Genomic DNA, 26401 nt, shown 5'->3' on the forward strand with positions numbered 1-26401 from the left:
TACTTTGTATGAGCACAGAAACAGACAATGACGGAGAGACCACGCGGATCACGCGAAAGGGCCAGGTCACCATTCCGAAAGAGCTTCGTGAAGAGTTTGGCCTTGAAGAGGGGGACGAAATTCGGTGGGAGAAGGCTGAGGACGGAATCAGGGTTCGGAAAGCGACACGGTCAGCAGGGCGTGGAATGCTCGTTGACGATGATGTCTCTGAAGAGAAGCGTGAAGAGATGGCTGAAGAACTGGAAGCCGAAATCAGAGAAAAGCGCCAGACTGAGTGGCAGCCGTGACCCGGTACACTGTAGACGGTGTTTCGATGGCACGGTATCTCGTTGATCGGCTTCCAGCAACCGCAAACGAAGTCTTTGAGCGAGCCGAGGACGGCGTAGATGTGATCGAGGCTCCGACAGTCACGGTTGGTGAAGCAATCTGGACGGCGGTTAACAAAGGCGAGATTGCAGGGGTCGAAGTAGACACGACGCCGAACGCGGTGCTCCGAGGATTGGTGAATGATGGGCCAGTACAGATAGCACCTACTGACGAGCAAGACTTAGCTGTCTCTGGAAGTCTGATCGACCATCACACACTTCATGACGCGCTCGTAATCGCCAACCACCGCGTCCGTGGAACTGAAGCAATCGTGACGAAAGACGGAGAGTTCGCGGCTGAAAGTACTGTGTGGCGGTGACGCTCAAGTTCCTAGTAGCTCCCGGCGTAATCGGGGTTGACAGACACCGGGTTCCCAGCGAAAGTGAGCGAGTAGTGCAATAACTCGCTCAGACAGTATCACTTCGTTACGCGCCCGGCTGGACGAATGCGCTGTTCACTAAGTGTACAGACTGACCGTTTCGGAAAAATTCCAGATTGATATAATATTTGTACTGGTATGCAAGATGTAAGGCGCGTATCTCACGGTAGCAGAACGTGGCAAGTCAGAGCCTTCCGCATCCGCAAATGGATACGAATCTTCTTAATGAAGTGTAATCAAAATCCAGTATGACCGAAGAGACCGACGATTACGAATTTATTGAGGAGTACGAATGTGAGAGCTGTGGTGTGACGTTTATTGGTGCACCGAACCGCCGAAAAAACCTCTGTGAGGAATGTGTGACCGATGATACCGCGGATGAAGACTAACGCTACTTAGACAGACATGCCAAACGGGTGATTCAGCTCATTCGGGTTGAATCGTACGGAGTTGGCGTGCTGTACCCACGCTCTATATCTCGCACGTACTTCCTGACGGTTTCTCGGTAAGTCACTTCGACACCGGCAACCGTGCCTTGCATGTGTGGATACGACTCTCTCGATTTGCAATGCCCAACAGCTCGTCGACACCGACCTTTGCTAGCCCGACGATAGCGTTCCGGCCTGAGCAGTGGAGAATATCCACCCTGTGAGGACACTCATACTCCTCACGGAGCCACGGATCGGTCAGTCTTACTGCCAGTCTACGATGGCATCGAGGGGTGGAACCGCTTTGGACAATTGAGATTGATGCGTATACTCATCCTGCTGATCACCGTCAAGTATTACAGTACGTTGTATACTCCGCATCGAACTCTCGTGGCGGCGGTTGTTGGAATCGTGAACCCATATCCTCTGCTGTATAGGGGTTTGCTAACACGGTCAGTAACTCCTCGAATGTGGATAGCTCCCCAGTTTCGAGATACTCGTCCAGTGCCTCTTCGACCAGGTAGTTGCGGGGGATATACCGCGGATTGGCTTCCTGCATCAACTCCTCGTCTAGACCAACAGCAGCCACTCTATCCCGAAGCTGTTCGAACTCTGCAGTTGCAAACACTGGGTCGTCGAACGTCCCAGGCGTCTCTAGTTCTAGGAACGTATTGGTATAGTCTGCGTTCGATTCGCGAAGCCACGCCAGAAATTCATCGACCAGCTCTCGGGTACCATCTGAGTCGACCCCCAGTTTCTTCCGCATCATCGTGTAGTATCGCGCATCGAATCGCTCCTCGAATTCGTCTAGCTTGACTTCGAGTTCGTCGTACGTGAGCGCCGAATGTGTACACAGCGGTTGGAGTGCCTTCGCGAACCGTTCGAGATTCCACCGCAGGATGGGTCGCTGGTTTCCGAATGCATATCGCCCGTGCTTATCGATCGAGCTGAAGACCGCCTCCTCGTCGTAGTAATTCATGAATGCACAAGGTCCGTAGTCAAATGTCTCTCCATCGATGCTCATGTTGTCCGTATTCATGACGCCGTGGACGAATCCGACACGCAGCCAGTCAACGACCATCTCGATCGAAGACTGCATGACTGCATCGAAGAACTCCAGGTATGTACGATCCGTATCCTCTAGCTGTGGGTAGTGCCGCTCAATAACGTAGTCTGTGAATCGTTGTAGCTCGTCAGATGCTTTGCCTGCAACATACTGGAAGGTCCCGTAGCGAATGTGGCTGTTCATCACTCGAACGAGGATGGCGCCGGGTTCTGTCCGTCGTCGTTCGACTGCCTCGTCAGTTTCGACGACTGCCAGACTTCTAGATGTTTTGATATTCAGATTCTGCATCGCGTACGAATACAGATACTCTCTGAGCATCGAACTGACAGTTGCGTTGCCATCGCCTCGTCCGGAGTAGGGGGTTCGACCGGCCCCTTTCAGTTGAATATCATCTCTATTATCATCGTGAACATGTTCGCCGAGAATCATCGTTCTCCCATCACCCAAGACAGTAAAACTCCCATACTGGTGGCCTGCATACGCCTGGGCGATTGGCTCTTCCAGGCGGTTTTGGCCGGCGAGAACGTCAGCATCGAGCCTCGCTGCCTCCAATCCGAGATCAGCACACAATTCGTCGTTACGAACCAAAATCTCGGGAGTAGCGATACTTTTCGGCGTTACTCTCGAATAGAGGCCCGAGTCTAACTCTTTGTAAGTGGTGTCGAAGGAAAATGGCATTTAGTTCCATACGGTGTTATGTTGCTTGGTTTAATAATCTTGTTTCGGGGATGCTACGAATCGAACGATCAGAGGTGCTCCGCGCTATTGACCGGCACGTTCTCAACGAGAGCGAACCGGTCTACGAGGGCGATGGACAATTTCGCGTTACTCTGCCCGACGATATTGAGGAACGGAGACAGGCCTTGCCCGGTGACAAGGAGACCTTTGACGCCGTTCTCACAGAGTTCGTCGATCGGATCGAAAATGAATTGCGCCAAATTTTCGGATTTGAAGAGTAAGCGCGGGGTGAGGTCCCTTGATCTGGAGGGTGGATCAAAAAATAGTTGCCACGAATACAGTGGCAGCGATATTGTTGCGCTCTCGCCCCCTGCTCTACGGAATTGAGTTATATTGAATGGAACTTCCCACCTTATCGCGGAACCGCAGAGAGCAGTACCTTTCTGTGACCGAGTCTCGTCACCCCTTCCGGCCAGCCAGCGTAATCTGTAGACACTCTTTGGGACGGGGATCACAGAAGCGATAACGTCGAGGTCGCGTTTCTACCTCGAATATCTCGAATTCAATCATGAGACGACGCCCATCGGCCAAAGTTCCACGACAGAGTGGGCCGCAACTAGTCACCACGTAATATGGTGGTGCGGCGACCGGTGCTCCGCGAATCTCCTCGCCGAGCGTTGCAGCAGTTGTTTCGAGGGTCGCAAGCAGTGGGGCCAGTAGTCCACGTTCTTGGAGTAGGTTGTCAAGCGGCACCCGGATGACCGTGCCATCCATAACTGGCCACTCTTCGATTGCAGTAGCAACTGCTGTTCCCGCGTCAACAACGTCCCTGATTGTGTCTGCATGTGCGGCGAGTAGTCGGCTACGGAGACGTTCCACAACAGTTCAGCCACTCGTACTCGCCGCATTCAAATAATTCCCACTGGAACTGGGGAAGGCTTGATACAGCTTTTCGATATCGTCAATGGTTTTCTCAAAACGTCATATGATCTCACCAAGCAAGCGGTCTTCTTAGCTCAGCAGTCCGAGTGTATCCAGTTCCTTTCCGACAGCATCTAGCGCCCGATGAGCATCATCTGGTTCTGTGGCACCGGTGATAACGACTTTCCCCGATCCAAACAGGAGCAAGACGACATCGTGGTCTTCGAGTCGGTAGACTAATCCAGGGAACTGTTCTGGTTCGTACTCGACGTGTTCAAGACCGAGTCCGATAGCTATTGCGTTGAGATTCAGCTTCGTGCCTAAATCGCCAGACGAGACGATATTTTGTACAGCAATATCTAGCTCATCGGGCATGTCGATGTCGAGGGTGCTGAACATACTGGAGACGATATTAATACTTTCGTGAGCAGCGTCTACACTGTCAGCGCCGGTGCAGACGATTTTTCCTGACCGGAAAATGAGGGTTGCTGCTTCGGGGTCGTTCGTACGATAGATAACGCCCGGAAACTGTTCAGGATCGTAGTCGACACCATCCAGATCCAACGCAACACTGTTGAGGTTAAGTTCTCGTCCGATGCTGGTCGTGGCGACGACGTTCTCGATCGAGATTGATTGTTGTATGGACATTAAATAATCTCTAGTATTCAGTAGAATTCACGGACGAGATCCACCGCGTCGTCCGGGGCCCCATCGGGAATGTCGGCCATGTTCTCGGTGACTCCTTCGCGCTGTTCCCAGGGAGTGGAGTCCTCGTTTCGGTAAACGATGCCCTGATACTCTTTGTCGGCGTCAAGAATGGCGTCTTTTGCGTCGTCGTAGTCGGTGGGGTCGTGGTCACTTTCTTCTAGGTCGACGATGGAGTCTCTGAAGTAGTCGTAGGTGTCCACGTCGTTGAACGTGACACACGGTGAGTAGACGTTGACGAAGCCGAAGCCGTCGTGTTCGACCGCTTGCTGGACGATTTCGGTGTGGCGCTGTGAGTCCGACGAGAACGACTGGGCAATAAACGTTCCCCCAGCAGCCAGCGCGAGCGCGAGTGGGTTGACTGGCGGTTGGTTCGGCCCATCGGGCGTCGTCGACGTCTCGAAGTCCTCACGCGATGTCGGCGAGGCTTGGCCTTTCGTCAGCCCGTAGATGCGGTTGTCCATGACGACGTAGCTCATGTCGACGTTGCGGCGGACGGCGTGGATGAAGTGGCCAGCACCGATGGAGTATCCGTCACCGTCACCGCCGGCGACCATGACCTCCAGGTTCGGGTTCGCCAGCTTTGCGCCGATACCCACGGGTAGGGCGCGGCCGTGCACGCCGTGGAGCGCGTAGCTGTGCATATAGGTGCCAATCTTCCCCGAGCACCCGATACCGGCGACGACGAACGTGTTATCCGGGTCATTGCCCGTGTTCGCAAGCGCTTTCATCATCCCGTTCATCGTCCCGAAATCGCCGCAGCCGGGACACCAAGTCGGTTGTTTGTCGGATTTGAAGTCGGTGAATCTGATGTCTGAACTCATGTTCTCATGTTCCTCACGTTTCGGTTTTGACAGCCGGATTCGCTGCCGTGTTGTGTCTCATCCTCGATCATCAGTCGGTCAGGTGAATGCCTGTCATCGCTTCGATTGTACGGGTGTATTTGCGTCCACTCGATCAATTCCTGCGTCAGCGAGTTCGGTTCTCACTGCCGGGGGAAGCGTTTCGAGTGTCTCGTCTATTCGTGGATCAACGGACACACCGTCGACTCTCAGTGCGACTAACTTTCCACGGTTCCTCTGTGCGGCGACTTCGAATTCGAACGGGCGATCTCGTTCGTCGAGCGCATACACCCAAACTTTCGAGAGTCCGTTTGCGCTCTCCCAGTGGGCACTGTTGAGGACGTTGAGACTCCCTGCAGGGGGAACACACGGCGAGCCACACGCCTGGCACTGGCCTGGATGAGGTGAGGTGCCAACGTACTCGTAGTCTGCCCCGCAGCGGTAACACTGTAATGTCAGAATCATCGTCAGCACTCATCCACCCCGAGTTCAGAGCCTCCCCGCACGTCCCGGGTCAACGTCGATGGCGTCAACAGGGCAGACATCGACACAGAGCATACAGTCAATACACTGGTCCTCGTAGGTGGGGTCAGCCTTGATTTCGGACTCGGGGTGACCGGGAGTATCAGTCCACTCGAACACGTCAACGGGGCAGTCCTCCAGACAGGCCCCATCGGCGATACAGATATCGAAATCTACTGCGACATGAGTCCCGTGGATTCCCTGTTTTTCGTCCGTTGGTTCCTCGCCATCTGTCGTCCACACCCGGTGGTCCTCGTGGCGGTCAACTTCTTCGTGGGTGTTTTCGAAATTTGGATCGATAGCCATTGAGATATCCTCTGGTACGTTGTTTAGCGATCAGCCGACCTGGTCACTACCCGAGCGAGCCCTCCATCTCGAGTTCGATGAGCCGGTTCATCTCGACCGCGTACTCGATGGGCAGTTCCTCCGTGAGCGGCTCGATGAAGCCGGCGACGATCATCTGCTTTGCGTCGTCGTCATCGAGGCCACGGCTCTGGAGGTAGAAGACGTCCTCGTCGCCGATTTTGCCGACGGTCGCCTCGTGGGCCACGTCGACTTTCTGCTCCTGAATCTCCATGTACGGCATGGTGTCCGACGTTGACTCGTTGTCGAACATCAGCGCGTCGCACTCGACCGACGTGGAGGCGTTCTCGGCGCCGTCGGCGATGTGGACCAGCCCACGGTAGTTGGTGCGGCCGCCGTCCTTGCTGATGGATTTGGACTCAATGGTCGATTTCGTGTCGGGCGCGTTGTGGTACACCTTCGCGCCGGTGTCGATGTTCTGCCCCTCCCCAGCCATAGCAATGGTGATATGATTGTCCGTCGCGCCCGGTCCCTTGAGGATAGTCGACGGATACAACATCGTCGCCTTCGAGCCCATGCTGCCCGAAACCCACTCCATGGTGGCGTCCTCTTCAGCGATGGCGCGTTTGGTGTTGAGGTTGTAGGTGTTTTTCGACCAGTTTTGCACGGTCGAGTACTGGACGTGAGCGTTCTCCTTGACGAACACTTCGACGCCGCCGCTGTGGAGGTTGAACTCCGAGTACTTCGGGGCGGAACAGCCCTCGATGTAGTGGACTTCGGAGTTCTCCTCGGCGACGATGAGCGTGTGTTCGAACTGGCCCATCCCTTCCGAATTCATCCGGAAGTACGCCTGGACGGGCATGTCGACGTTCGTGTCCTCGGGAACGTAGACGAACGACCCACCGGACCAGATGGCGCCGTGCAACGCCGCGAACTTGTTGTCGCTGGGTGGGACGGCCTTGGTCATGAAGTACTCCTTGACGATGTCTTCATGCTCCTGGACGGCCTTGTCCATGTCACAGAAGATGACGCCTTTCTCTTCCCACTGTTCCTGCATGTTCTGATAGACGATTTCGGACTCATACTGGGCGCCGACGCCCGAGAGGGCGTTTTTCTCGGCTTCCGGAATACCCAGTTTGTCGAATGTGTCCTGAATCTCCTCGGGGAGGTCCTCCCAGTTCTCGGCACCGCCGCGGGTCTCGATGTCCGGGCGGATGTACGGGACGATTTCGTCGATGTCGACTTCCGAGAGGTCAGGGGCGCCGGGCCACCCGGTCGGCATCGGCATCTCCTGGAACTGCTCGAGCGCGCGAAGGCGTCGTTCGAGCATCCATTCGGGTTCGTCCTTGTCCTCGGAGATGACGCGAATCGTCTCCTCAGTCAGGCCCTTCTCAGTCTCGAAAGCCGACTTCTCCTCTTTCTTGAATTCGAAGCGCGCTTCGGTATCGGTGTCTTGGAGATGATCTTGTTCCGAACTCATGAATTCAGGTTGAGACTCTGGGCACATAAGTTTGGTTCATAACTGTTTTTCATAGCTATCTAAGTAATTATTCTCTAAAACTCCTATATTGAGTATTGGAATACCCAATCAGATTTTTCGATATAAAAACTTAGTATCGCACAGATGCAATAGAGTCGTATGGTATCATTGCCCACCGATTGTCAGTCCAGGAAACAGCCAGACAACCGATCTCCGCTCAAAGTCAGTATACCCAGCTCGTATGCTAGCTTCCGGAGTTGCCGGGATTGGGATATCCGCTTGTCCAGTTGGCTGCGCCGCTTCCGCCTTCCTACCGGGGTAGCTGAACGTGACTGAATCATTCACGACATCAGGGATTCGGGGAGAAAGCCGCCCAGAGGAACACGGTGAGACGGGCGAGGAGGGCCGGAATGAACCATCGGTCAAAACGTGTCCCGAGTGCAGAGGACGCATCGTCCACAACGAGGCACAGGCCGAACTCCATTGTCGAGACTGTGGTCGCGTAATCGAATCAGACCAGATTGACCACGGGCCCGAATGGCGAGCGTATGGATCCAGAGAAAAGAAGGCCAAGTCACGGGTCGGAAGTACCCAAACCCAGCTATTACACGATCGTGGTCTGTCGACGGTTATCGACTGGCGAAACAAGGACACGTATGGACAGTCGCTCTCGTCTCGTCAACAAAAGAAAATGCGACGCCTCCGAAAATGGGACGAGCGGTTCCGGACAAAGAATAGTCAAGAACGGAACCTAAAGCACGCGCTGGGGGAAATTAACCGGATGGCGTCTGCGCTTGGGTGCCCCGATCCGATCAGGGAAACGACGAGTGTATTGTACCGGCAAGCACTGGAAAAGGACCTGATCCGGGGGCGTTCGATCGAAGGAGTGGCGACGGCAGCCCTCTATGCCGGGTCGCGTATGGAGAATACACCCCGTTCATTCGATGAGGTTGCTGCGGTGAGTCACGTTGATAAACTGGAGATAGAGCGTGCGTATCGCTATCTGGTAGATGAGTTGGAACTGGAAATGACTCCGCCGAATCCCGAAGCATACATTGCTCGGTTCGCTTCTCAATTGGGGTGTCCGGATGAAACGGAACGCCGAAGTCGGGAATTGATTCGATCCGCGATCGAAGCGGGTGTTCACAATGGTCGAAATCCTATCGGAATAGCCGCAGCAGCGCTGTATGCGGCTGCTAAACGTACAAATCAGGAAGTCACCCAAGGCGACCTAGCCGAAATTGCTAACGTGAGCAAACCAACGATTGCGAAACGGTACCCGGAGATTCTCCAAGCGGCAGATGAGGTGTCGAACGGGTGAACAACTCTAATCGGAAATCAGCCCTCTTTTGTCCGTCATGTGGATATAAGAGTTCTCTCGGTGGTGATTGGAAAATGTCTTCTGCGAGTGACCAGTACCAACTTAGATGCCCGAACTGTGGATCTGTCGTCGTTACACAGTCGCAATATTGTACTGAATATTCTGAAATACAAAATTGAAGGAGTATGTCTCCTTCTCACTCATTTGAGCCGTTCTTGAAGCACAGCTGGGCAGGCGGTAGTCACCCCCTCAATGGAAAGGATCTGGTCGCTGACTATTTCATTTAGTTCGGTACTTCCTGTGGCCTCGAGTTCGGCCATCAACATATGGTCCCCGGTTGCGGTATACAACGCAGTCAGCGAGTCAATATCTCTGAGCTGACTTGTCGCCTCGGGGTACTGACCACTCTGGACATCGATTCCAACCATTGCAATACTCTGGTGGTTGACTTTCTTTGGGTTGATTTCGACAGTATAACCGACAATAGCACCTTCCTCCTCGAGTTTCTCAATATACTTTCGGGCGGTGGGTCGCGCGACGCCAGCCTGGTCGGCGATTTCCCCAAGGGAAGCTTTCGGATCTTCTTTGAGAATAGAAAGAAGACGATGCTCGAGTTTGTCAGTGTCCATTGTGTCTACGTTTATTTGCAGCGGTGATCATCGTGTTGGCAGTCGTGTTCAGGTGCGGAAAGATTCGCCGCAGCCACACTCCGAGACGACGTTGGGATTTTCAACATCAAAGCCTGCGCCTTGGAGACCCGTTTCATACTCAACAACACTCCCCGCAATATATTGGATACTCGCGGGATCAACGAACACTCGCAGGCCGTGGTGCTCGTAGACCATATCATCTTCGTCGGGACTCGTATCGAACCGCATACCATATGACAGACCCGCGCATCCTCCTTGCTGGACGAACAGCCGAAGTCCTGCCGTGTCAGTGTCCAAGTTCTCTTCCTCTAAGAGGGCAAGTGCTCTCTCTGAGGCACCTTCCGAAACTTCGATGTCAGGTTGTTCACTCTCTTCGGCCGTCGTACTCATACGTTGAGTTGATTGAGCCAGGGTGTTAACCATGACGCTCAGCAACTGAGCTATAGTTGAAAAGATTTCATAGTGAGACTGACTCAGGAGAAACTCACGTAATCTCTTTATATTTGGTCTCGCTACGGGCTTTTTGATAATCAGTTAGCTGTGTTAAACTCACGCTCTGTATCTTGCACCGCTTGCTGGAACAATATCTAATCCAACATTTATTGCGCGGATTGCATCGCAGTAACTCGCCTGTGACTATTTCTCTGACACGCTGTCCTATGCAACAGTATCTGTTTCAATCAAGCCCACGGACTGTCGCCACCGGTATGTCCGATTCCTTCGCCATCGGGGAGTTCTTGGGGGCATTCCTTTTCTGGATTGCCACTCGTATCGCCACGAATATCATTGCCACAAATATGTCGCTGGGCGTCTCGGGTCTCATCATCTAAAGCGATGGCTTTCAGCTCGAAATCATAGACCTCGTTGCCATAGATCTCGTTATCGGTGGCGATGTTATCTACGACTTCTTGGGTAAATCCAAACTCTGGGAACAACTGGTCAGATCCCGGTTTGTAAACCTCGATGCCGTTTCCATTCCCGTTGGCTAAATGGTTCCAGCGAACCGTACAGTTGTGACCTCGCATGTGGATTGATTGTGGGCTGAACGGGTCATTATTTGCTGAGCCACCGGCATCAGTACAGTACTCGATTGTGATATTTCGTGTTCCATCCTTACAATCAACCATTTCGGCGTGGTGATACCCCTCACTATTGTCGATGTGGTGAATATGGATGTTGCGAGTTTGATCGTATGTGTCCCAATGGTAACCTTCAGCACCATCTGCGTATACCTGAAGCGGCTGCCCAATGTACAGAATTTCACCGATATGCGATTTTTTGTCACCGTAGAGGTACTGGACCCCGGCGGGACCGATCATCTTGAACGGGCCGAACTCGCTATCCTTCGTGTGGACGACACTGACGAGTGCTCGTTGGGTGTGCCCGATCCCATGGGGTGCAAAAACAACATCCTCGAGGTACTCTGAGGTTTCAGGGTCGGGTGAGATTTGTACGAGCCGTTTCGTATACGAATCGACCTCTTGTGGGGCATCTGGGGTGTGCAACCCGGTGATAGTGAAGCCAGTAAGTCGGTAGTGAGAGTGTTGGATTTTGACCGGATAATAGAACTCTTCGTCTATTTTCTGTGTCGGTCTGAGCACTGCGTCTTTCGAGCCCGTAATGGTGATTGGATTTTCCGACTCAGCAGGGTGTATTGTCACAAGTCGCTGCCTGTATTCACCAGGTTGTAGATAGACCGTGTCGCCAGGCTGTACAGCATCGAGAGCCGACATGATCGTTGCCATCGGGTCGTTTTTAGTCCCGGGATTACTATCGTCACCGTCAGGGGCGACATAGATGGTATCTGCTGTCTGTTCCTCCGTCGTCTCTTCCTCGGTATCTTCCGATTCGTGATCAGTCTCTTCGGGGGTCTCGGACTGTGTCTGGGAATTGATGCTCGTCGTGTTGGGTGCCGCCGGAGGCGTTTCAGTTTCCTCACTGGTATCCTGAGTTTCCCCATCAGACGTGCTTGTACAGCCCGTCAGAGATCCAGTTGCGCCCATGAGTGCAAGCATTCGACGGCGAGAGAGACAGGTACCGTCCATTATCAGATAGTGCCACTATACCTGTATTATACTTTCCCAGAAACCATGTGTGGAGATACAGAATTCTGGTTGACCGTCCACTGCTGGAGAGACGCTGTGTATCATGCATGACGATGCGCAAGTATCTACAGCTGGTAGTACTGCACAAAAGAACCTCTCGGTGCTGACTATACTCTCTATATCGAACAGTCTCGGATGCCCGGTGCGGGGTCTGAGACGGTTCTATGACATTGTTGTACTACTGTTCACTTGTCGTGTCCCGGCGCTTGTCGCACCTCGAGGTACTCGCATCCAGGATTGAAAATCAGATGTCTGGTCTTATTTGTAAGGTTGGACACTGCGTTTTCATCGTCTTCTACTGGCTTGGTACTTCAGCGACTGACAGCGAGAACCGTGTTTCGACGCGCAGCTGAGGTCGATGTCGAGTCCACGCAGAGATCTACCGCAAAATTAATGCGCATAAAGCATATATTTTTTCTCGATTATGCTCAAAGGGCATTTCACGTCGGCGGGGGCGAGCATTGATTACGGGGACGCGACCGAATTGTTTCCCGTCGACGGACTGGACGCAACTGTGCTCCAGCGCAGGGATGCTCAACTCGCTCTTGACGACGTCGCTGGCGAGGATGTCGTCGTTGTTGCTCCGACGAGTCTCGCTACCAGTTACCGCCTCACGCAACATGCACTCACTGCGATACCCATCGAGACCCTCCCCGCGGCGGTTCAGGCGGCACTCGATGAAGAAATTGATGAAGGTCTCGACGCGTTCGAGCTTATTCAGATTGGGAAGTGGAACACTGACAGCCCGAACCACTCACTTGCCGAATTTGGAAACGCTGGGCCACCAGCATAGACGCCGGATTAACTGACTATCAGCGAGCCATCAACCATGACCAACAACCTCGAAGAAGAGTACCCAGAAGGCGTTGAGTACATCCGGCAAGCTGTTGCTGAGCATGGCGAAGCGTGGGTGTTGGAGAATTACTACGAGCAACTCTATCCGCTCGGCGTCGTGATGGCGATGCCCGAGAAAGACGAATTGCCGTTCTACGATGAGGACGAACACGAGACGATGACGGAAGACGAGCGGGTGGAGATGTATCAGGCGTGGGCGGAGTATCGGGAGAATCTTCGCACGGGAACGAAGCCCGGCGAGTGACTGCCACCCCACGTTTTTCCACGATGTCGTCGTTGGGTACGTATGGATGTAGATAACGCTCGCGGGGTGTTGCTGGGGCTTGCGTGTGGGGATGCGCTCGGGCGACCGGTCGAGTTCGCCTCGGCCTCGGAGATCACCACAGAGTACGGGCGACTTGAGGAGATGGTTGGGCACGGCACGTGGAATCAGCCGGCTGGCACGATCACTGACGACACCGAACAGGCGTTGTGCATCGCGCGCAGTCTCGTCGAGCAGCAAGGGTTCGACCCGGCGGATGTCGCCGACCGATTTGTCGCATGGTACGATAGTGACCCGTTCGATATCGGCCGAATGACGATGCGGTCACTCAGCCGCCTCAAGCAAGGTGACAAGTGGGACGAGGCAGGCCAGTATGTGTGGGAGCAGAGTCGAGAAGGGCAGAACGCAGGGAACGGCAGCGTGATGCGGTGCCCACCACTCGCTCTCCCGTACGCGAGTGACTGGGAGCAACTCGTTGCGGTGAGTCGGGAGTCCTCACAGATCACGCACGCTGATCCGCGGTGTACCTATGGCTGCGCGATTCTGAACCTCACGGTGGCTGGTCTCCTGGACGACACAGGAACACCATTGCGGGATGCCCTGGACTACGTCGACGCGAGTGCACCGGACGAACTCGTGGCTGCACTCAGGCCGCTCGCTCGAGGGAACACTCCCGATTCGTTGGAGACCTCGGGCTACGTCGTGCACTCGCTTCAGACCGCACTCCACGATGGACTCTACTGTGACAGCGTTGAGGAGGCGATTGTGACGGCGGTGAATCGCGGTGGTGATACCGATACGATTGGCGCAATCGCGGGCGCGGCCGCTGGCGCACGGTTCGGGGCATCGGCACTTCCTGAGCGGTGGCTTGACGCGATCGACGAAGCGGGCGAACTCGAAGGAGTAGCAGACCAACTCGTGGAGCTGGCGTGACGGACGCACTCTTCGTTGCGGGACTTGGGGGTCAGGCCCCTGTGTCGAGGTGTTCGCGGCCTGCGAATGCGTCTCGACCCGGGTACACGTCTACCATCGTGATGAGTGCAGACGCGATACGGTAGGCTGGCATCGTGTCGTCATAGAGGAGCATAACCCCAGCGTGATCTGCACTTGGACGGTCGCCGAAGTCCGTCACGTCACTCGTCACGATTCGTGTTATGTCGAGTCGGTCTCCGTATTAAACTCAGACTGGATGTGCTCCCAGTTCTCATCCTCGACTTCGTCACGTATATCGGTGAGTTCCGTTGCGTCGCTGAGCAAAATGAGATTTGTCGCCCGTGCTTTGCCGATGCCGTCGATGTCTGTCAAGTCCCGCCAGAGTTGACGCACCTCATCTCGAGTAAAGTGTTCCTCTATTTCCTCGTATGACTCGAATGGGACGATCTCAGTTTGCTTGATCTCTTTGTTTGGGTAGTCACCGTATTTCTCAAAGACAGCTGTCAGAATCCCGTCGCCGTGTGTGGTTGTCAATCCGCCGTTCTCTCTGACTTTGGTACGACGCATCAACTGTGCTAATGCTCGCTCGTATTCCTCGACAACGACACCCCGCTCAACCTCTTCCGTGTCGATAGTTTCAAGATCGGTAAACGCCATTGAATCTGCTCCGTCTGGGAGTTTGAGCCGTTCCAGCGTCACTCGCTGTTGCGTCCCGTCAACGACGAACCGATAGTACCAGTGAGTGTCTTCATCGATGCGAACGGTGTGTTCCGTGTCGATGAGAGCCGTCCCACGCACCCGTCCGAGTGCCACCTGTAGGTCGTTGGTGATGAGTTCCACGTCGAACGGAATATCCACCTCACCCCCGAAGCGAGTACCCAAGTTGATGTCGGCCGTCGTTGTCATATTGTTGGTTACCGCGGGATCCTCTTGTTCACCGCCGTGACAGGCAACTTCGCCACCGAGAGCTACAACTATTGTGGTTCTTCTCTGCTGAGACTTGCCTCAGACGGATAAGATAGACAGGACAACAGTTGACAAAGAACTGTCCGCAGAGATGACTGATGAGCTATCACTCCAGGATGAGTTTATATGCCGACAGTTCCAATCACCCAATACGAACCGACGTGACATCCTCCGCGCCGTGAACGGCGCGGCTTCCCTGCGTGGGAATACCAGCTAATCGCTGGCAGTGGGTTTCGACCCGAACTCACCGAGCGTCATCTGCTCTGAGTGGCTCTGCTCGGTGTGGGTCGTGGTGCTGTCACAGGCACTCCCATCCCGAGGCGAGTCATTGCCTGCCGGTTTCAGCGGCACGCTCTCTCCCCACGGGTCTGCCCGCTGTGCGATATTGATAGCGCCGTTTATGTCCCCCTCAAACGTCGTGATGTGGCACTCGTCGTGCGTACAGTGGAACTCTCCGCCACTGTCTCGATAGCCGATGTGACCGCACTCGTGACAAGTTTGCGACGTGTACGCCGCATTGACGTACATCGTCGGGATTCCCGCTTCGGTGGCTTTGTCCTCGATACGGTCCTGCAATCGAGCGAAGGCCCATGCGTGAAGCCGCCGGTTCATGAATTTGCCGCAGTCCAGCGACTCGCGGATATACGACAGGTCCTCCATCACCAGAACCGGCTTCTCGAATTGTCGAGCGTACTCGACAGCCTGCCGAGACGCCTTCTCGACAATATCGGTGAGCGCGTTCTGGTAGTGGTCGAATCGCTCGTCAATCCGCCACTCGGCGGCGTCACGCTCTTGCAGTCGTTTGAGGGTGGTGTGCATCTCTTTGCGGAGATGCTTGGATGGCTCCCGTCACACACAAGCGGGCGGGTCGGTGAACCGTCTCTGAGGGCACAGCCCATGATGAGAGACGATTCACCAATATCCAGACCGATGTGTGTCACGTCGTCGCTGTCGGTATTGTAGTCGGAATCCTCGACAGCATACTTGACAGCGACGTGTAGCGTCCATGATGTGCGATTCTGTATCAGTTGGAGTTGACCGGGCGACACGTTCCCGTTCAGCAAGTCAGCCCACAGTTGTTCCTGTTCGGGGTTGATGCGAAGCGGAATCCAGAAATTCGTCCCACGTCCGGGTTGCGGGACCTCCCACACGTAGCTGTGTGTTCGGTCCTCCGAGTAGTCGAAGCGAGCGGCACGGTTGACCATCCGTGTCGGGTGGTCGTCACTCAATTCCTGTGCGTCGTCCAACGACGGAACGTAGTTTTTGAGTGCGTCTTTGACCTGATACGGCAGGTCGTAGGGCGTCACAATGTCGTTGACTGCCGACTGCGTATCAGCGCCAGCTTCGAACGCTTCGTGTAGCCCCTCGTGATACAGGTCGTGGAGTTCCTGTAGCTTGCGCTCTTTGTGGGCTGTCGGCGGCGCGAGTGTCGCTTCAAGCGTCTTAGTCGGCACTACTGGCTTCTAATCCCTTCTCGATTAGCTCGCGGTATGCTCGCGGGTGGCGAATTCCGTTCTCACGGGCATACTCTTTGACCCGCTCGTGTAGGTCGCCGTCCCGCTCCATGTCTACATCGGTTCGCACAGAGCTATGTAAGTAGCCGTGTAATTAAACGCTTACGTCTAGCATTCAGGTTTGCGATAGTCTCGGCAGTTGTCGCCCGGAGCTTACGCGATTCCCTCCCGGCGTGAACGCCGGGATGCCCTCGCTGTATCAAGATGGCTCGTCAACTTCTATCGTTTTCTCACTGTGAATGATCGCCTCAAACTGTCCGCTGTCTTCGAGCTGGGCGAGTTCTTGTTCCATCTCAAGCGGTCGAGAAGGGAGACTCGAAACAGGTGTGTCGAGAGTCGCCATATGGACGCCTGCGACCGCCATGGACAAACCGTTCAGGGAAAGCTACGGTGTGATGCGACCAACTCACTTCAAAATTCCAGCTACTGTGGCTGGACGGGTTCTCCGCAGTCGAAACATTCCGCAAACACCCGTGTCTCCCCTTCGGTTTCGTACTCGACGAGGATTGCTCCCGCTGGGATAGCCGACCCGCAGAACGGACACGTGCCAAATTCCGACGCTGAGTTTGACATGGAAAGTTGGAAAGGGGAACTTGGAGCGTGTGACAAAGTTCCAAGCTCCATCTGTATGATCGCACTCCATATTTAAATCTCTCAGGGGAGTACGGTGAAAGTGATAGACGGAACCGGTCTTAGCGGGGAAAAGAGACTTCGACGGCGTATTCTTCAGCCAACTCCACGACATCATAGACGTGAATGCCCGATTTGAACCACAGCACACGGTTATCCATCCCGTCGAAGTCGTCCGATGAGCAGTCCAGTCGCTCGGACACGGCGACGATGAGATTGTCTCGGTTGGCTTCACCTATTTTCGCCAGTTTCTCATCGAGATACTCTGGTGTCCAGAATCCCACAATCTCGAATAGTGCCCGTCGTCCATCTGGGTGTTCGAGAGCGAAATCGGGAAGCATCACCTCCGCGCCCAAGTCCAGCACGTCATCTTCGCGGACGAGTTCCCAGTCCGTGGTCGCTCGTTCCCACTTCTGGGCAAGCGTCCGTTCCACGTCAGAGTCGAACTCGCCCTGCGCAGCGTAGTGCGAAGACAAGTCGTCGGTGTGGGCAAGCTCAAAGGACACCATCCGACTGGTCGAACCGGTGTCGTCGTCAAGAATGTCGGCTTCCATCTCCCAGCGGTCACACAGCGGGAGTGCTGGGAGGAAGTTCGCCATGCGAATTCCGTACTTCCGTGATTTCGAGAACAGGGACGCCGCTCCGTCCAAGATTGCTTCGTAGCCGTCTGCGACATCGGTACTCGCTACGCGAGTCCCGGTGCTGTCGATTGGATAGATACGGTGCATCAGCCCGAACAGCTTCACGTAGCTGAACACCGTCGCAAACGAGTCCCAGACTCGTACCCGCATCTCTGTGGCATCGTACAGTACAGCCTGCGCCAAGGCGAGATTATAGCGGGTGAGCAGCCACTCAACCGTAATCATGTCCTCGGCGTAAGATTCCTCGCTATCACCCGTGAGTCGTGTCGTCGTGGTTGTGTCGTCTGTCCCGTTGTATTCATTGGAAACGCGGTGTCCGAACCGCACAAGTCGCTTGTTCTCCTCCAGGTCCGCATACATTCCTTGGTAGCACTCTTCAAGGGAGATACCCAGGTGGTCCGCAACGGCACTGTACACCTCTAATTTCTGTGTATCCTCGCCGAGGGTGGGCTGTCGGACAATCGGGTACGACTCGTTTGCTTTCTCGAAGAGTGCTTGCCGAATTTCCTGTGGTTCAACTGGAGCGACTGTTTCGAACTCGCACTCGTCTTTCAGCAGTTTCGCCAACCCCTGGACGATTTTGTAGTCCGTGTCCGCGATGGTGAGCTGGTCAATTGTCTCCTCCAAGTCGCCCTTTGGCTCGCCGAGGTGGTCCTCGAAGATCTGGATGAGTTCGTCAGCGGTGTTTCGATACCGTTGCTCGTCGGTGTCGATGAACAACGGGGTGATGGTCTCCTCGTGCGTGCGTGAGCGTGCGAGGTCAGCTGTCAGCACTCGCTGTCACCCCCTGCCGTCGTCGTTCGGAGACGTAGGTCTCCATTGTGTCCTCAGCGATGATCTCGTAGAGGCGAGCGGGTTGGCGGTCATCTGTCGGGCGGAGAATCCGCCCTAACCGCTGTGCGTACTGTCGTTTTGAGGCACTGCCAGAGAGGATGATCCCGACGTTCGCCGCAGGCACGTCGATCCCCTCGTCCAGTACTTGTGACGTGACGAGCATCGAGTACTCACCACTTCGGAACCGCTCTAAGATCTCGGTTCGTTCGTCGGTGTCTGTCTGGTGGGTGATACACGGCACGACGAACTCTTGGGAGATCTCGTATGCGAATTCGTTGTTGGCGGTGAAGATGATAGTCCGGTCGTCGTGGTGGCGTTTCAGGAGGTTGTCGAGCGTGTCGAGTTTCTTGTCGGCAGTACGGGCGATGGTCTCCGCTCGTTGCTTGGCGATAAGGGCACGGCGTCCCTGCGGGTCGTACGAGGTTCGCTTGAGGAACTCCTGATACCCGTTTTCTTTCCAGAGGTCGAACTCGTGGCTGTCCACGTAGTCACGGTATATTTGGTACTCCTCGTCATACGTTGTCTGTTCCTCGTCGGTGAGTTCGACGCCGAGATGGATAGTTTCGTACTCGCTGAGGTAGTCGCCAGCAAGCTCGTCAACATCCTCTCGATAGACAACTGTCCCGAGTAGCTCTTCCAGTTCTTCGTGTGCGCCGTCGGCACGCTCGTAGGTTGCGGTCAGCCCAAGTCGATAGGGGGCAATCGTCATCTCGGGGATTTGCTGGTAGGTCGGTGCTGGAAGGTGGTGTACCTCATCCACCACGAGGAGTCCAAACTGATCGCCGTACTCGTTGATGTAGCGGTAGGCAGAATCGTAGGTCGTTACCGTGATGTCTGTCACGGTGTGACTTCCGCCGCCGAGGACGCCAACGCCGTCTGGAAGCTGGTCACCAAAGGCGTTGGTAAGCGTCGCGTGCCACTGGTTCATCAGGTCGATGGTTGGGACGACGACGAGTGTACTCACACCTGCATCCGCAATGGCCTGGACGGCGAGAAACGTCTTGCCGCTCCCAGTCGGGAGTACGACGCTCCCACAACGGTCGTTAGCTTGCCACGCCGAGAGCGCGTCCTGCTGGTACTCCCGTGGTTCGATGGCGACAGACGGCGTGAGGTGAAATTCGGCGTAGGAGCGGGCGTCATCCTCGAGCTCAGCTACAGTCGCTGTGGATTCATGGAGCGTTGCCTGTCCATCCGGTTCAGTCGCCCAGTCACAGATGACACGGTACTGCTGTGCCTGTGCCCGCTGCTCGCCAATGCGGTCGTCCCACTCGCCATACGGGACGTCCTCGGGAGCGTCTTCAAGGAGAAGCGTTCCATCATCGAAGACAAGACGCATTCATTTTGCCCTACGGCTGGCGAGCTATTTGTTCTTGCTGGAGCAGAGCAGATACGAGAGTGGCTACATCGAGAGGTCGTCAGCGATTGATCGAAGTTCGCTTTTGGTCGGTTGACTTCCGATATCAACAGTGTGATCGTCAACCCAGAAGCGGAACCGATGGTGATCGACATCGAAGTGAAGTCCGCACGAAACATCGGGATCTGCCCGCTCGTAGTCGGACTCGCTCACGTTCTCAGCATCTTGGAGTGTTTCGATGAGATACTCGGCGACGTGCGGGCGTTGCTTTATCGTCAGAATGTGGTCAGTTGCGACGTGCTTGAGCACCTCTCCACCCGTGTCGTACCCGTCACCGACGAGATAGAACTCCCCGCTGACCTCGTACGATTCGATGACGATGGTGAGTGCGTACGTGTCGCTCATACCTTGCTGTTAGTTGCCGACTGTCTTGAGTGTCGGTTAACGAAAGACTCGGTGTTGACGGTCGAATGCGTCGGTAGTCGTTCCAATCGCAAATTCAGGGTGGAGTCAGAAGCCAGGGCAGCGTCGAGCGGTGACTTGAGGTAATCCTCCCGTGCCAGGCAGCGACAACGATTCGAGACTCCATGCGATCCTGAGAATTGCCGCCCCACATTCCGGAATTATAGCCACGAGAGACCCGTGTTGAGTTCTTCGAGGAACGACGGCTGTACTTGCGCATCGGGTGGGAACGAGAGTTGGTCGCCGTCTCGGTCAAGGATGGTTTCGCAGAGGAAGGGATGGGCTGGCTCGAATGAGGGGCTCGTTCGGATGTGGTAGTCGCTGTCGATGGTGAACAGCGCGGCGTCGAACGCGCGGTGATGCAGCGAGTTCAACACGAGAACGTTCTCCGGGTGTTCGGCTAAGTCCGGGTGCTGACTCCGGGGGAGGATGTGCGCGAGATCCAGCAGCTCTTCTTCTCGAATACCGGTCAGAGTGCACTCGTGGCCGTAGCGTTCGAGTGTGTCTGCCCGGAAGGCGTCGCTCACGGTGATCTCGGAGGTCTCATAGCGGCGAACTCGACCGCTCTGGTCGAGGGGCTCCCCGGTCGGCCACTGGGCGACCTCTCCGGTCTGGACCCACTGCTGCCAGACGTCGGGCGCTGCGCTGTCGTCGTTCTGCTGGGCGCGCTCGTGCAGCCACGTGACGGGGACGGTGTTGGTGTTGAGGACGGAGAAGTGGAACTGGTAGTTCGGGACCTGTGTCCCGTCCTCAGAACGGTACGCACGCACCTCGAGGTGGTCGGGAACGCAGAGGCCGCAGAACTCGACGACGCCTGATTCGGGTTTGCGGAAGACAAAGAAGGGCGGGACGTCCTCGCGCCGACCGGCCGCGGCGTTGTCGAAGGCGGCCTTGATCTTCTGATTCTGCGCGGACTCATCGTATGGATTGTCGGCTTTCGCGTCGCCCCAGTAGCTGATGTACCCAGCGTTGACAGCGAGGGTGTCTTCCCACGGGTCGTCGTGCTGGGAGATACCGCTGTCGTTCGAGACGAGGACGAGCGCAGCGGGCGTCTCAGACCGATCCGCACCGAGGTCGCGGATGCCACCGGTGTTCTTGATGCCGCTGTCGAGCGGACCGCGGACCCAGCGGAGGAACTGGTCGTCCGGGTTGCGATAACTCCCGGTGTCGCGGTATTGTTGCCCGACCCGAAACGCGTGTTGCATGATACCACGGCATTACGTCTGTCGATCAATAAATGCCTGCGTACCATTCGGACGGAGGGGAACGGTGACCTCCCGCTAGTGGTGTGTTTTGATCCGGTCTACGGTACTGTGATGACTGCCCGCGTCTACTACCACCACCCTGAGGATTCTCAGTATTCTCTCGCATATGTCACTCAGAACAGGGATGACATAACGACGTCCGGGCAAGATGCGATTATTGAGTACTACGACCTGGATGAGGAGTTTTTCGTACTGTATACGAATCAATAGGTGGCGGAAGGACACTCCTGCTTTGTGTCGGCGTCGAAGGTATATTTAGAGTCTATGTATTCTAAGCGGCTGTAGAGGCGACTTTTATTAAAATAACTCTTAACAACTACCTTTATTGCGAGAGAGAATTTAGACTCTATGTGCGCTGAGCGGCTATGGAGTCAACAAACGACGAAGAGAATCAACGAAAGAGCCTATCGACGCGCGAGTCACAGGCACTGTCACGGCTCGCAAGCGAAAACCGGCAGGTCATCAGTATTAGTGACATCGCAGACGCGCTTGATATTCCGCGGAAGTCGGCCAAGGACATGGCGTATGCGCTCAAGGAGAAGGGGTGGCTTGAGCGGATCGCGCACGGGAAGTACCTCATTCTGCCGCTCGCTGCGGGTGGAAACGCTGTGTATACCGAGCACGAGTTCGTAATCGCGTCGGCCCTCGTGGAGCCGATGTACGTTGGATACTGGAGTGCGCTGAATCATCACGGACTGACGGAGCAGATGTCCCGGACGGTGTATGTCGTAACGACAGCGCGTGCTCAAGAGCGCGAAATTCACGGGGTGACGTACCGACCGGTGACTGTCACTGAGCAGAAATTCTTTGGCTATCAACCGACGGCGGTCGGGTCGAATCAGGTGAACATCTCGAGTGTCGAAAAGACGCTGGTTGATTGTGCCGATCATCCAGAGTTCTGTGGGGGGATCAGCGAGCTTGCGAAGGCGATGCAGAACGCTGTCGAAACGAATTGTTCGTGGGAACGCGTCGTTGAGTACCAGCGGCGAGTCGGGAACGGTGCTGCAACGAAACGACTAGTGTACCTCGCTGACCAATTGGACATCGACCTTCCAGGGTATCAGGATCTCGTTGAGAACTTCACAACTGGCTACCCGCTGCTCGATCCGACGCGAGAAGCTAAGGGTACCCGTGACAGCACGTATCAACTTCGTCTGAACGTCGCCCACGAATCGTTCCTTCCGGAGGACGTCTCATGATTTCCGAAGCACAACTTCGACGGCTGGCCAGAGAGTTGGATGTCCGCCTCGGTCTTTTTTGAACTGGCCATAATCGCGCTTGGCGTTGCCGGTTTCCCTCGTGTTACTCGCCGGAATCGGCTGGATGTGAACCAAGGTCCGTCAATGCGGAGAGTCACAGACGCACACGCCGCCTTCCCGGATCTGGTCGGTGACGTACTCGTGGACGCTGCGAGCGAGTTGCTGCATTGTATCCGCTTGACGTTCTGTCGGACGGCGGCCGCCGTAGTAACTGTCTGTGCGGTTAGTGTCGTACAGTTGTCGGAGGTCACGGGTCGTTGGCTCGGAGAGGAGGCCGAGGGCTGTTGCGCGGTCGTAGCAGGTGGTGTGGTCGTGAAAGTCCTCAAGATTGTCGCCGCCTTCGGCTAAGGCGTAGGCTTCGACGGAGCGTTCGGTCGCGCCGAAGCACAATTCGATTGTCGCGGTGTAGAAGCCTTGATCGGAGAGTGTATCGACCGCCGCCAGCAGCCGGCATGCTTTCGTCAGCTGGGTTTTCCAGTCGGCGTCGGAATTGATTGCGTCTTCGCGCGTCGGGACACCGTATCCTTCTTCGTTGAATGCGTCGATGGCTGCGGCGAGTGCATCCACAATGGCTTGCGGGTCCGATTCCCTACTCATCGAGATCACCGTGGAAGACCATCTCCCGAACGGTCTCGAATTTCTCCGAGTCATAGACAACGAGGCCATTGCCGAGGACATCGTGGAGTTCGTCGGTGTAGTTTGGGACTGCTGGCAGTGATTCGACGTCGATGTCGTATGCGTACCGCCCGGTGTCGAATTCTTGGTCTTCGAGGTCTTGTCGAACGCGGTTCGCGGTTCGCTGATTCGCCATCCGGTCGTCTTCGACGAGGACCCACAGGTCGATGTCACTCCGACGGTCAGCGTCGCCGCGCGCGACACTCCCATACAGGATAATCCCGACGGCGTCGTCGAGTTGTTCGATTAATTCATCGACGGCTGTGCGGACTGGCGTATGGAATTCGGCCTGCGGGATGTGCAGGATCGGATCGTCTGGCCGGGATAACCGCCCGGAGTTGATTTGTACCAGCCGCGTGTTCCCGTTGCGCCGGTCGGTAACGAGATCGTTGGCGGCTAAGATATTGACGGCCTTGGTGATGGTCGGCTGGGAGTAGTCTACTGCATCAGTTAGTTCGGTGATGGAGAACTCGTCGGTATGGTATCGAGTTAAAAAGGAGAGAATGTCGTGGACGGCCTGACTTTTGAATATGTCAGCGTCTTGTGCGGGGATCTCAAGCGATATCGTCGCTCCATTTCCTCCGTCAGTATTCGACCGACTTTCCATACAAAACTGTTCGGACGGCCAAGTACTTAAACTTCATATAGAATACTGCGCTCCACATATATGGTCGGAGACGAGAGCTAGGCAATCGCGCCCGTGTCTTCCGCGATGAATGTACCATCTTCGCAGACAGGGCATTGCTCGTCAACAAGCTCATCGATGGTCTTGACCGCATTTGACCGACACTCCGGACACGCTTTCTCGTCACGGTCCAAGTCCAAGTCTACCTGCGTTTCACAGTGGATACAGAAGCAGTACGTGTTGAATCCAGTACGGCGGTCTATCTCCTTTTGGGCGGCATCTTTGCCGATTACTTCTCGAGCGCGCCTCATCTCGCCGGGATGCGGGCAGTGGACGCGTTCGCCGTCGTCCGCAGTTGCGTACATGTAGTAGCCCCAGCCGGACGGCATCTCGAACTCACGGTCCGGATTCGTACAGTAGAAGTCGAATATCTGGGGCATTGATGCGGCGGTACACCCGGACGTCAGTAATCAGTTTCCCTAAATCGGATACAGCCAATTCTCGTTTCGTAGGACTGCACCCCTCGTATTCGCACGGTTCGTTACTCGCTCCAGAATGCTTCGATCCGTTCGTCGAGGCGGGTGAGTACCGTGGCGAGTACGTCCCGCCACTCGTCTGGATACTCGGCATCGTCGCCTGGTGTCGGTGCCGCTGGGGGCGGGTGGAAGTGTTCGCGGGTGTTGTGGTCGTTGGGGTGGCGATCCCAGCGGCACTCCCACGAATCACCCGTCTGGTATTGCTCAGAGTAGTGGATACTGAAGTCGTCAGTCTCGAACCAGCGGATCCGAAGATAGGCACGCGTGACCCCGCTTGGGAAGTACCCGAGGTCGTAGTCAGCGACGACAGCGTTCGGCGCAAATGACGGCCGTGCGTGGACGGTGTCGAAGCGAGCGCTTCGGGCAAGATGCGCGGCAATCCGGTCGAGAACTTCCGCATCGATGGGACCGGTACGGGGCGGCTCGTCCGGGTTGTCAGGCATCGATGTGACCGGGAGTGCTCCCGGAGGCTGGATGGTCACGCCGCGCCGCGTCGAGGAGCGCTGCTCTGCGTTCGAGCGTTTTCCACTCGGAGAGTGCCTCCCACGCGTCCTCAGTAGCCATGTCCTTGCTGGCTTCGACGAGGGAGACATCGTCGGGGTCGTCCGCGCCGAACTGGTCTCTGTAGTCTTCGATCTGCTCAATGGCGTCTGAGAGCGCTTCGACGATCTCTTGATCGGTGTATTCGTCGCGGATCCGGTCGATGCGTCGCCACTGGAAGTACGCATCGTTGCGCTCGTATCGGACGGGGCGGCCGTCGTGGCGGTGAACCATCCCCATCTCGGTGAACCACTCTAGGTAGTCACGGGCAGTCTCGGTATCACAGTCAGCGTGGTCTGCGATGTCGGACACCTTCGTAGGCGTTCGCAGTCCGATGACTATGTCGAGGAGTCGCTCGCGGATCGGCCCGCGCTTGAGTAGCGATTCGGGTGATTCGAGCTTGTCGAGGTCAGGCGGCGATTCGTCGCCAGCGTACGCGTCGTCGGGAATGTCGGTGATGTCCATTCGAGAACCCTTACTTGGGACTAACACCTATAGCGATATATATCTATTGTACGCTGAATTATTTCTGATTAGGCGGTGGACCTTGGTTCGAAGGCGTGTAGTCACACCTTCAGCATGTGGTCGTAGATTCGTTCAGTGGTTTGGATACTCCGGTGCCGGAGTCGGTTGCGCACGTCGTAGAGCGTGTTCTCGTCTTCGGTGTTCATCATCCGGTAGGCGACCCCGTGACGGAGTGCGTGTGGCGTGACGTCGTCGGGTGTGCCTCTGCTCCCGTCGATCTTGTAGGGGCGAATGCCTGCCTCGTCCGCGATTTTGTGGAGCATGTTCCGAATGCCCTGCTCGGAGATGCGGTCTGAGGAGCGAGCGGGGAAGAGTGCGGGCGTGTCTTTCCAGCGATTAGTGAGGTAGGCCGACAGCAGCCGTGCGGTGTCGTCCGCAAGCTCGAGTGTGACGGGTGGGGGCGAGTTCTCGTTGGGGTAGTCCTTCTGGATCTCCGTCGGGAGGTAGAGCTCTGAGTTGGTGTGTCGAAGAAGTTCCACATCGAGTTGGGCGAGCTCGCCGACGCGAAGCCCAGAATCGTACATCGTCGCCACGATGGCCTCGTTGCGTTGCTGCAAGTAGTCGGCTCCCGTCGCGTAACACGCTGAGCGGAGAGACTCGACTTGGTCGGGCGTCACCCACACTTTCGCACGAACTTGGGAATTTGCGTAATCACTCATTTTGGTACACCGCCTTTATAATCAATAGTGGTCTGAATCCTCTTGAACTTTGGACTTTACAGAGAGACTCCTAAGTTGAGCTGAGTTAGTGTTTGACCGC

General features: G+C 55.6%; 34 protein-coding genes and 1 pseudogene. 11 read left to right on the top strand and 24 right to left on the bottom strand.

What is annotated here, in order from left to right:
- Nucleotides 1-8: 8 nt before the first annotated feature.
- The 3 genes from QYL91_RS13890 (at nt 9) to QYL91_RS13900 (ending at nt 1134) form a co-directional block, all read left to right on the top strand.
- On the top strand, nt 9-287 hold the full coding sequence (locus tag QYL91_RS13890) for an AbrB/MazE/SpoVT family DNA-binding domain-containing protein (protein WP_302081090.1): 279 nt from the start codon (nt 9-11) through the stop codon (nt 285-287).
- Entirely contained in the window at nt 284-685 is a 402-nt protein-coding gene (locus tag QYL91_RS13895; protein WP_369685603.1) for a hypothetical protein, read from the top strand. The genes QYL91_RS13890 and QYL91_RS13895 overlap by 4 nt, the downstream gene beginning before the upstream one ends.
- Before the next feature lie 308 nt (nt 686-993).
- On the top strand, nt 994-1134 hold the full coding sequence (locus QYL91_RS13900; protein ID WP_302081092.1) for a hypothetical protein: 141 nt from the start codon (nt 994-996) through the stop codon (nt 1132-1134).
- A 388-nt stretch (nt 1135-1522) separates the two neighbouring features.
- Here the strand turns inward: QYL91_RS13900 and QYL91_RS13905 are convergent, their stop codons facing one another.
- Nucleotides 1523-2917, bottom strand: a complete 1395-nt coding sequence (locus QYL91_RS13905) for a protein adenylyltransferase SelO (protein ID WP_302081093.1) — start codon at nt 2915-2917, stop codon at nt 1523-1525.
- Nucleotides 2918-2967: 50 nt separating this feature from the next.
- Between QYL91_RS13905 and QYL91_RS13910 the strand changes: the two genes are divergently transcribed.
- The gene (locus QYL91_RS13910) at nt 2968-3198 is read left to right on the top strand and encodes a DUF5783 family protein (protein WP_369685630.1); all 231 of its coding nucleotides are present in this window, start codon (nt 2968-2970) and stop codon (nt 3196-3198) included.
- A gap of 178 nt (nt 3199-3376) precedes the next feature.
- Here the strand turns inward: QYL91_RS13910 and QYL91_RS18325 are convergent, their stop codons facing one another.
- The 5 genes from QYL91_RS18325 to sufB all read right to left on the bottom strand — a co-directional run bounded on the left by QYL91_RS18325 (nt 3377) and on the right by sufB (nt 7690).
- Nucleotides 3377-3796 (bottom strand): DUF7988 family protein, encoded by a 420-nt coding sequence (locus QYL91_RS18325; RefSeq protein WP_465269213.1) that lies wholly within the window; start codon nt 3794-3796, stop codon nt 3377-3379.
- Nucleotides 3797-3928: 132 nt separating this feature from the next.
- The gene (locus tag QYL91_RS13915) at nt 3929-4486 is read right to left on the bottom strand and encodes a TATA-box-binding protein (RefSeq protein ID WP_302081095.1); all 558 of its coding nucleotides are present in this window, start codon (nt 4484-4486) and stop codon (nt 3929-3931) included.
- A gap of 17 nt (nt 4487-4503) precedes the next feature.
- Complete coding sequence (locus QYL91_RS13920; protein ID WP_302081096.1) at nt 4504-5367, bottom strand: 2-oxoacid:ferredoxin oxidoreductase subunit beta; 864 nt, start codon at nt 5365-5367, stop codon at nt 4504-4506.
- A gap of 507 nt (nt 5368-5874) precedes the next feature.
- On the bottom strand, nt 5875-6213 hold the full coding sequence (locus QYL91_RS13925) for a 4Fe-4S dicluster domain-containing protein (RefSeq protein ID WP_302081097.1): 339 nt from the start codon (nt 6211-6213) through the stop codon (nt 5875-5877).
- 46 nt (nt 6214-6259) lie between these two features.
- Nucleotides 6260-7690 (bottom strand): Fe-S cluster assembly protein SufB, encoded by a 1431-nt coding sequence (gene sufB / locus QYL91_RS13930; protein WP_302081098.1) that lies wholly within the window; start codon nt 7688-7690, stop codon nt 6260-6262.
- A gap of 328 nt (nt 7691-8018) precedes the next feature.
- On the opposite strand from sufB, the gene QYL91_RS13935 reads away from it, so the two are divergent.
- Nucleotides 8019-9011, top strand: a complete 993-nt coding sequence (locus QYL91_RS13935) for a transcription initiation factor IIB (protein WP_302081099.1) — start codon at nt 8019-8021, stop codon at nt 9009-9011.
- A complete protein-coding gene (locus QYL91_RS18210) occupies nt 9008-9190 on the top strand; it encodes a DUF8106 domain-containing protein (RefSeq protein ID WP_369685604.1) in 183 nt (60 codons plus the stop codon). The genes QYL91_RS13935 and QYL91_RS18210 overlap by 4 nt, the downstream gene beginning before the upstream one ends.
- Nucleotides 9191-9211: 21 nt before the next feature.
- Here QYL91_RS18210 and QYL91_RS13940 read toward each other — a convergent pair whose 3' ends face one another.
- From QYL91_RS13940 to QYL91_RS13950, 3 genes are all read right to left on the bottom strand, one after another.
- Complete coding sequence (locus QYL91_RS13940) at nt 9212-9640, bottom strand: Lrp/AsnC family transcriptional regulator (RefSeq protein WP_302081100.1); 429 nt, start codon at nt 9638-9640, stop codon at nt 9212-9214.
- 48 nt (nt 9641-9688) lie between these two features.
- Nucleotides 9689-10051: a HesB/IscA family protein gene (locus QYL91_RS13945; RefSeq protein ID WP_302081101.1), complete on the bottom strand. Its 363-nt coding sequence runs from the start codon at nt 10049-10051 to the stop codon at nt 9689-9691.
- Nucleotides 10052-10341: 290 nt separating this feature from the next.
- Nucleotides 10342-11706, bottom strand: coding sequence for a DUF1565 domain-containing protein (locus tag QYL91_RS13950; RefSeq protein ID WP_302081102.1), 1365 nt, complete (start codon nt 11704-11706; stop codon nt 10342-10344).
- 484 nt (nt 11707-12190) lie between these two features.
- Between QYL91_RS13950 and QYL91_RS13955 the strand changes: the two genes are divergently transcribed.
- Genes QYL91_RS13955 through QYL91_RS13965 form a run of 3 tightly spaced genes read left to right on the top strand, consistent with a single transcriptional unit; the run spans nt 12191 to nt 13816 of the window.
- A complete protein-coding gene (locus tag QYL91_RS13955) occupies nt 12191-12559 on the top strand; it encodes a DUF8165 family protein (protein WP_302081103.1) in 369 nt (122 codons plus the stop codon).
- Between the two features lie 36 nt (nt 12560-12595).
- Nucleotides 12596-12865 (top strand): DUF8110 family protein, encoded by a 270-nt coding sequence (locus tag QYL91_RS13960; RefSeq protein WP_302081104.1) that lies wholly within the window; start codon nt 12596-12598, stop codon nt 12863-12865.
- A gap of 42 nt (nt 12866-12907) precedes the next feature.
- Nucleotides 12908-13816, top strand: a complete 909-nt coding sequence (locus QYL91_RS13965; RefSeq protein ID WP_302081105.1) for an ADP-ribosylglycohydrolase family protein — start codon at nt 12908-12910, stop codon at nt 13814-13816.
- Nucleotides 13817-13847: 31 nt separating this feature from the next.
- Here QYL91_RS13965 and QYL91_RS13970 read toward each other — a convergent pair whose 3' ends face one another.
- From QYL91_RS13970 to QYL91_RS14005, 9 genes and pseudogenes are all read right to left on the bottom strand, one after another.
- The gene (locus QYL91_RS13970) at nt 13848-14027 is read right to left on the bottom strand and encodes a hypothetical protein (RefSeq protein ID WP_302081106.1); all 180 of its coding nucleotides are present in this window, start codon (nt 14025-14027) and stop codon (nt 13848-13850) included.
- 8 nt (nt 14028-14035) lie between these two features.
- Nucleotides 14036-14722, bottom strand: a complete 687-nt coding sequence (locus QYL91_RS13975) for a hypothetical protein (RefSeq protein WP_302081107.1) — start codon at nt 14720-14722, stop codon at nt 14036-14038.
- Between the two features lie 273 nt (nt 14723-14995).
- Nucleotides 14996-16236 (bottom strand): annotated as a pseudogene (locus QYL91_RS13980) (RNA-guided endonuclease TnpB family protein).
- A complete protein-coding gene (locus QYL91_RS13985) occupies nt 16226-16366 on the bottom strand; it encodes a hypothetical protein (protein ID WP_302081108.1) in 141 nt (46 codons plus the stop codon). The pseudogene QYL91_RS13980 and the gene QYL91_RS13985 overlap by 11 nt, the downstream one beginning before the upstream one ends.
- A 353-nt stretch (nt 16367-16719) precedes the next feature.
- Nucleotides 16720-16920, bottom strand: a complete 201-nt coding sequence (locus QYL91_RS18330) for a DUF7837 family putative zinc-binding protein (RefSeq protein ID WP_465269214.1) — start codon at nt 16918-16920, stop codon at nt 16720-16722.
- A gap of 68 nt (nt 16921-16988) precedes the next feature.
- Entirely contained in the window at nt 16989-18341 is a 1353-nt protein-coding gene (locus tag QYL91_RS13990; protein ID WP_302081109.1) for a DUF790 family protein, read from the bottom strand.
- Nucleotides 18328-19737: a DEAD/DEAH box helicase family protein gene (locus tag QYL91_RS13995; protein WP_302081110.1), complete on the bottom strand. Its 1410-nt coding sequence runs from the start codon at nt 19735-19737 to the stop codon at nt 18328-18330. Before QYL91_RS13995 ends, QYL91_RS13990 begins: the two co-directional genes overlap by 14 nt.
- Before the next feature lie 63 nt (nt 19738-19800).
- Nucleotides 19801-20160: a hypothetical protein gene (locus QYL91_RS14000; protein ID WP_302081111.1), complete on the bottom strand. Its 360-nt coding sequence runs from the start codon at nt 20158-20160 to the stop codon at nt 19801-19803.
- 218 nt (nt 20161-20378) lie between these two features.
- Complete coding sequence (locus QYL91_RS14005; RefSeq protein ID WP_302081112.1) at nt 20379-21422, bottom strand: HNH endonuclease; 1044 nt, start codon at nt 21420-21422, stop codon at nt 20379-20381.
- 111 nt (nt 21423-21533) lie between these two features.
- Between QYL91_RS14005 and QYL91_RS18335 the strand changes: the two genes are divergently transcribed.
- Nucleotides 21534-21692, top strand: a complete 159-nt coding sequence (locus QYL91_RS18335) for a DUF8172 family protein (RefSeq protein WP_465269215.1) — start codon at nt 21534-21536, stop codon at nt 21690-21692.
- A gap of 155 nt (nt 21693-21847) precedes the next feature.
- Nucleotides 21848-22681 (top strand): type IV toxin-antitoxin system AbiEi family antitoxin domain-containing protein, encoded by an 834-nt coding sequence (locus tag QYL91_RS14010; protein WP_302081113.1) that lies wholly within the window; start codon nt 21848-21850, stop codon nt 22679-22681.
- A 141-nt stretch (nt 22682-22822) separates the two neighbouring features.
- Here QYL91_RS14010 and QYL91_RS14015 read toward each other — a convergent pair whose 3' ends face one another.
- The 6 genes from QYL91_RS14015 to QYL91_RS14040 form a co-directional block, all read right to left on the bottom strand.
- Complete coding sequence (locus tag QYL91_RS14015; RefSeq protein WP_302081114.1) at nt 22823-23338, bottom strand: DUF8154 family protein; 516 nt, start codon at nt 23336-23338, stop codon at nt 22823-22825.
- Nucleotides 23331-24023 (bottom strand): nucleotidyltransferase domain-containing protein, encoded by a 693-nt coding sequence (locus QYL91_RS14020; RefSeq protein WP_302081115.1) that lies wholly within the window; start codon nt 24021-24023, stop codon nt 23331-23333. The genes QYL91_RS14015 and QYL91_RS14020 overlap by 8 nt, the downstream gene beginning before the upstream one ends.
- A 77-nt stretch (nt 24024-24100) precedes the next feature.
- Nucleotides 24101-24481, bottom strand: coding sequence for a hypothetical protein (locus tag QYL91_RS14025; RefSeq protein ID WP_302081116.1), 381 nt, complete (start codon nt 24479-24481; stop codon nt 24101-24103).
- A gap of 101 nt (nt 24482-24582) precedes the next feature.
- On the bottom strand, nt 24583-25020 hold the full coding sequence (locus tag QYL91_RS14030) for a toxin-antitoxin system TumE family protein (RefSeq protein WP_302081117.1): 438 nt from the start codon (nt 25018-25020) through the stop codon (nt 24583-24585).
- Nucleotides 25013-25582: a DUF7342 family protein gene (locus QYL91_RS14035; RefSeq protein ID WP_302081118.1), complete on the bottom strand. Its 570-nt coding sequence runs from the start codon at nt 25580-25582 to the stop codon at nt 25013-25015. The genes QYL91_RS14030 and QYL91_RS14035 overlap by 8 nt, the downstream gene beginning before the upstream one ends.
- Nucleotides 25583-25683: 101 nt before the next feature.
- On the bottom strand, nt 25684-26301 hold the full coding sequence (locus tag QYL91_RS14040) for a tyrosine-type recombinase/integrase (RefSeq protein WP_302081119.1): 618 nt from the start codon (nt 26299-26301) through the stop codon (nt 25684-25686).
- Between the last annotated feature and the right edge of the window lie 100 nt (nt 26302-26401).

Origin of the sequence: Salinibaculum rarum (assembly GCF_030505615.1) — an archaeon.
GTDB lineage: Archaea > Halobacteriota > Halobacteria > Halobacteriales > Haloarculaceae > Salinibaculum > Salinibaculum rarum.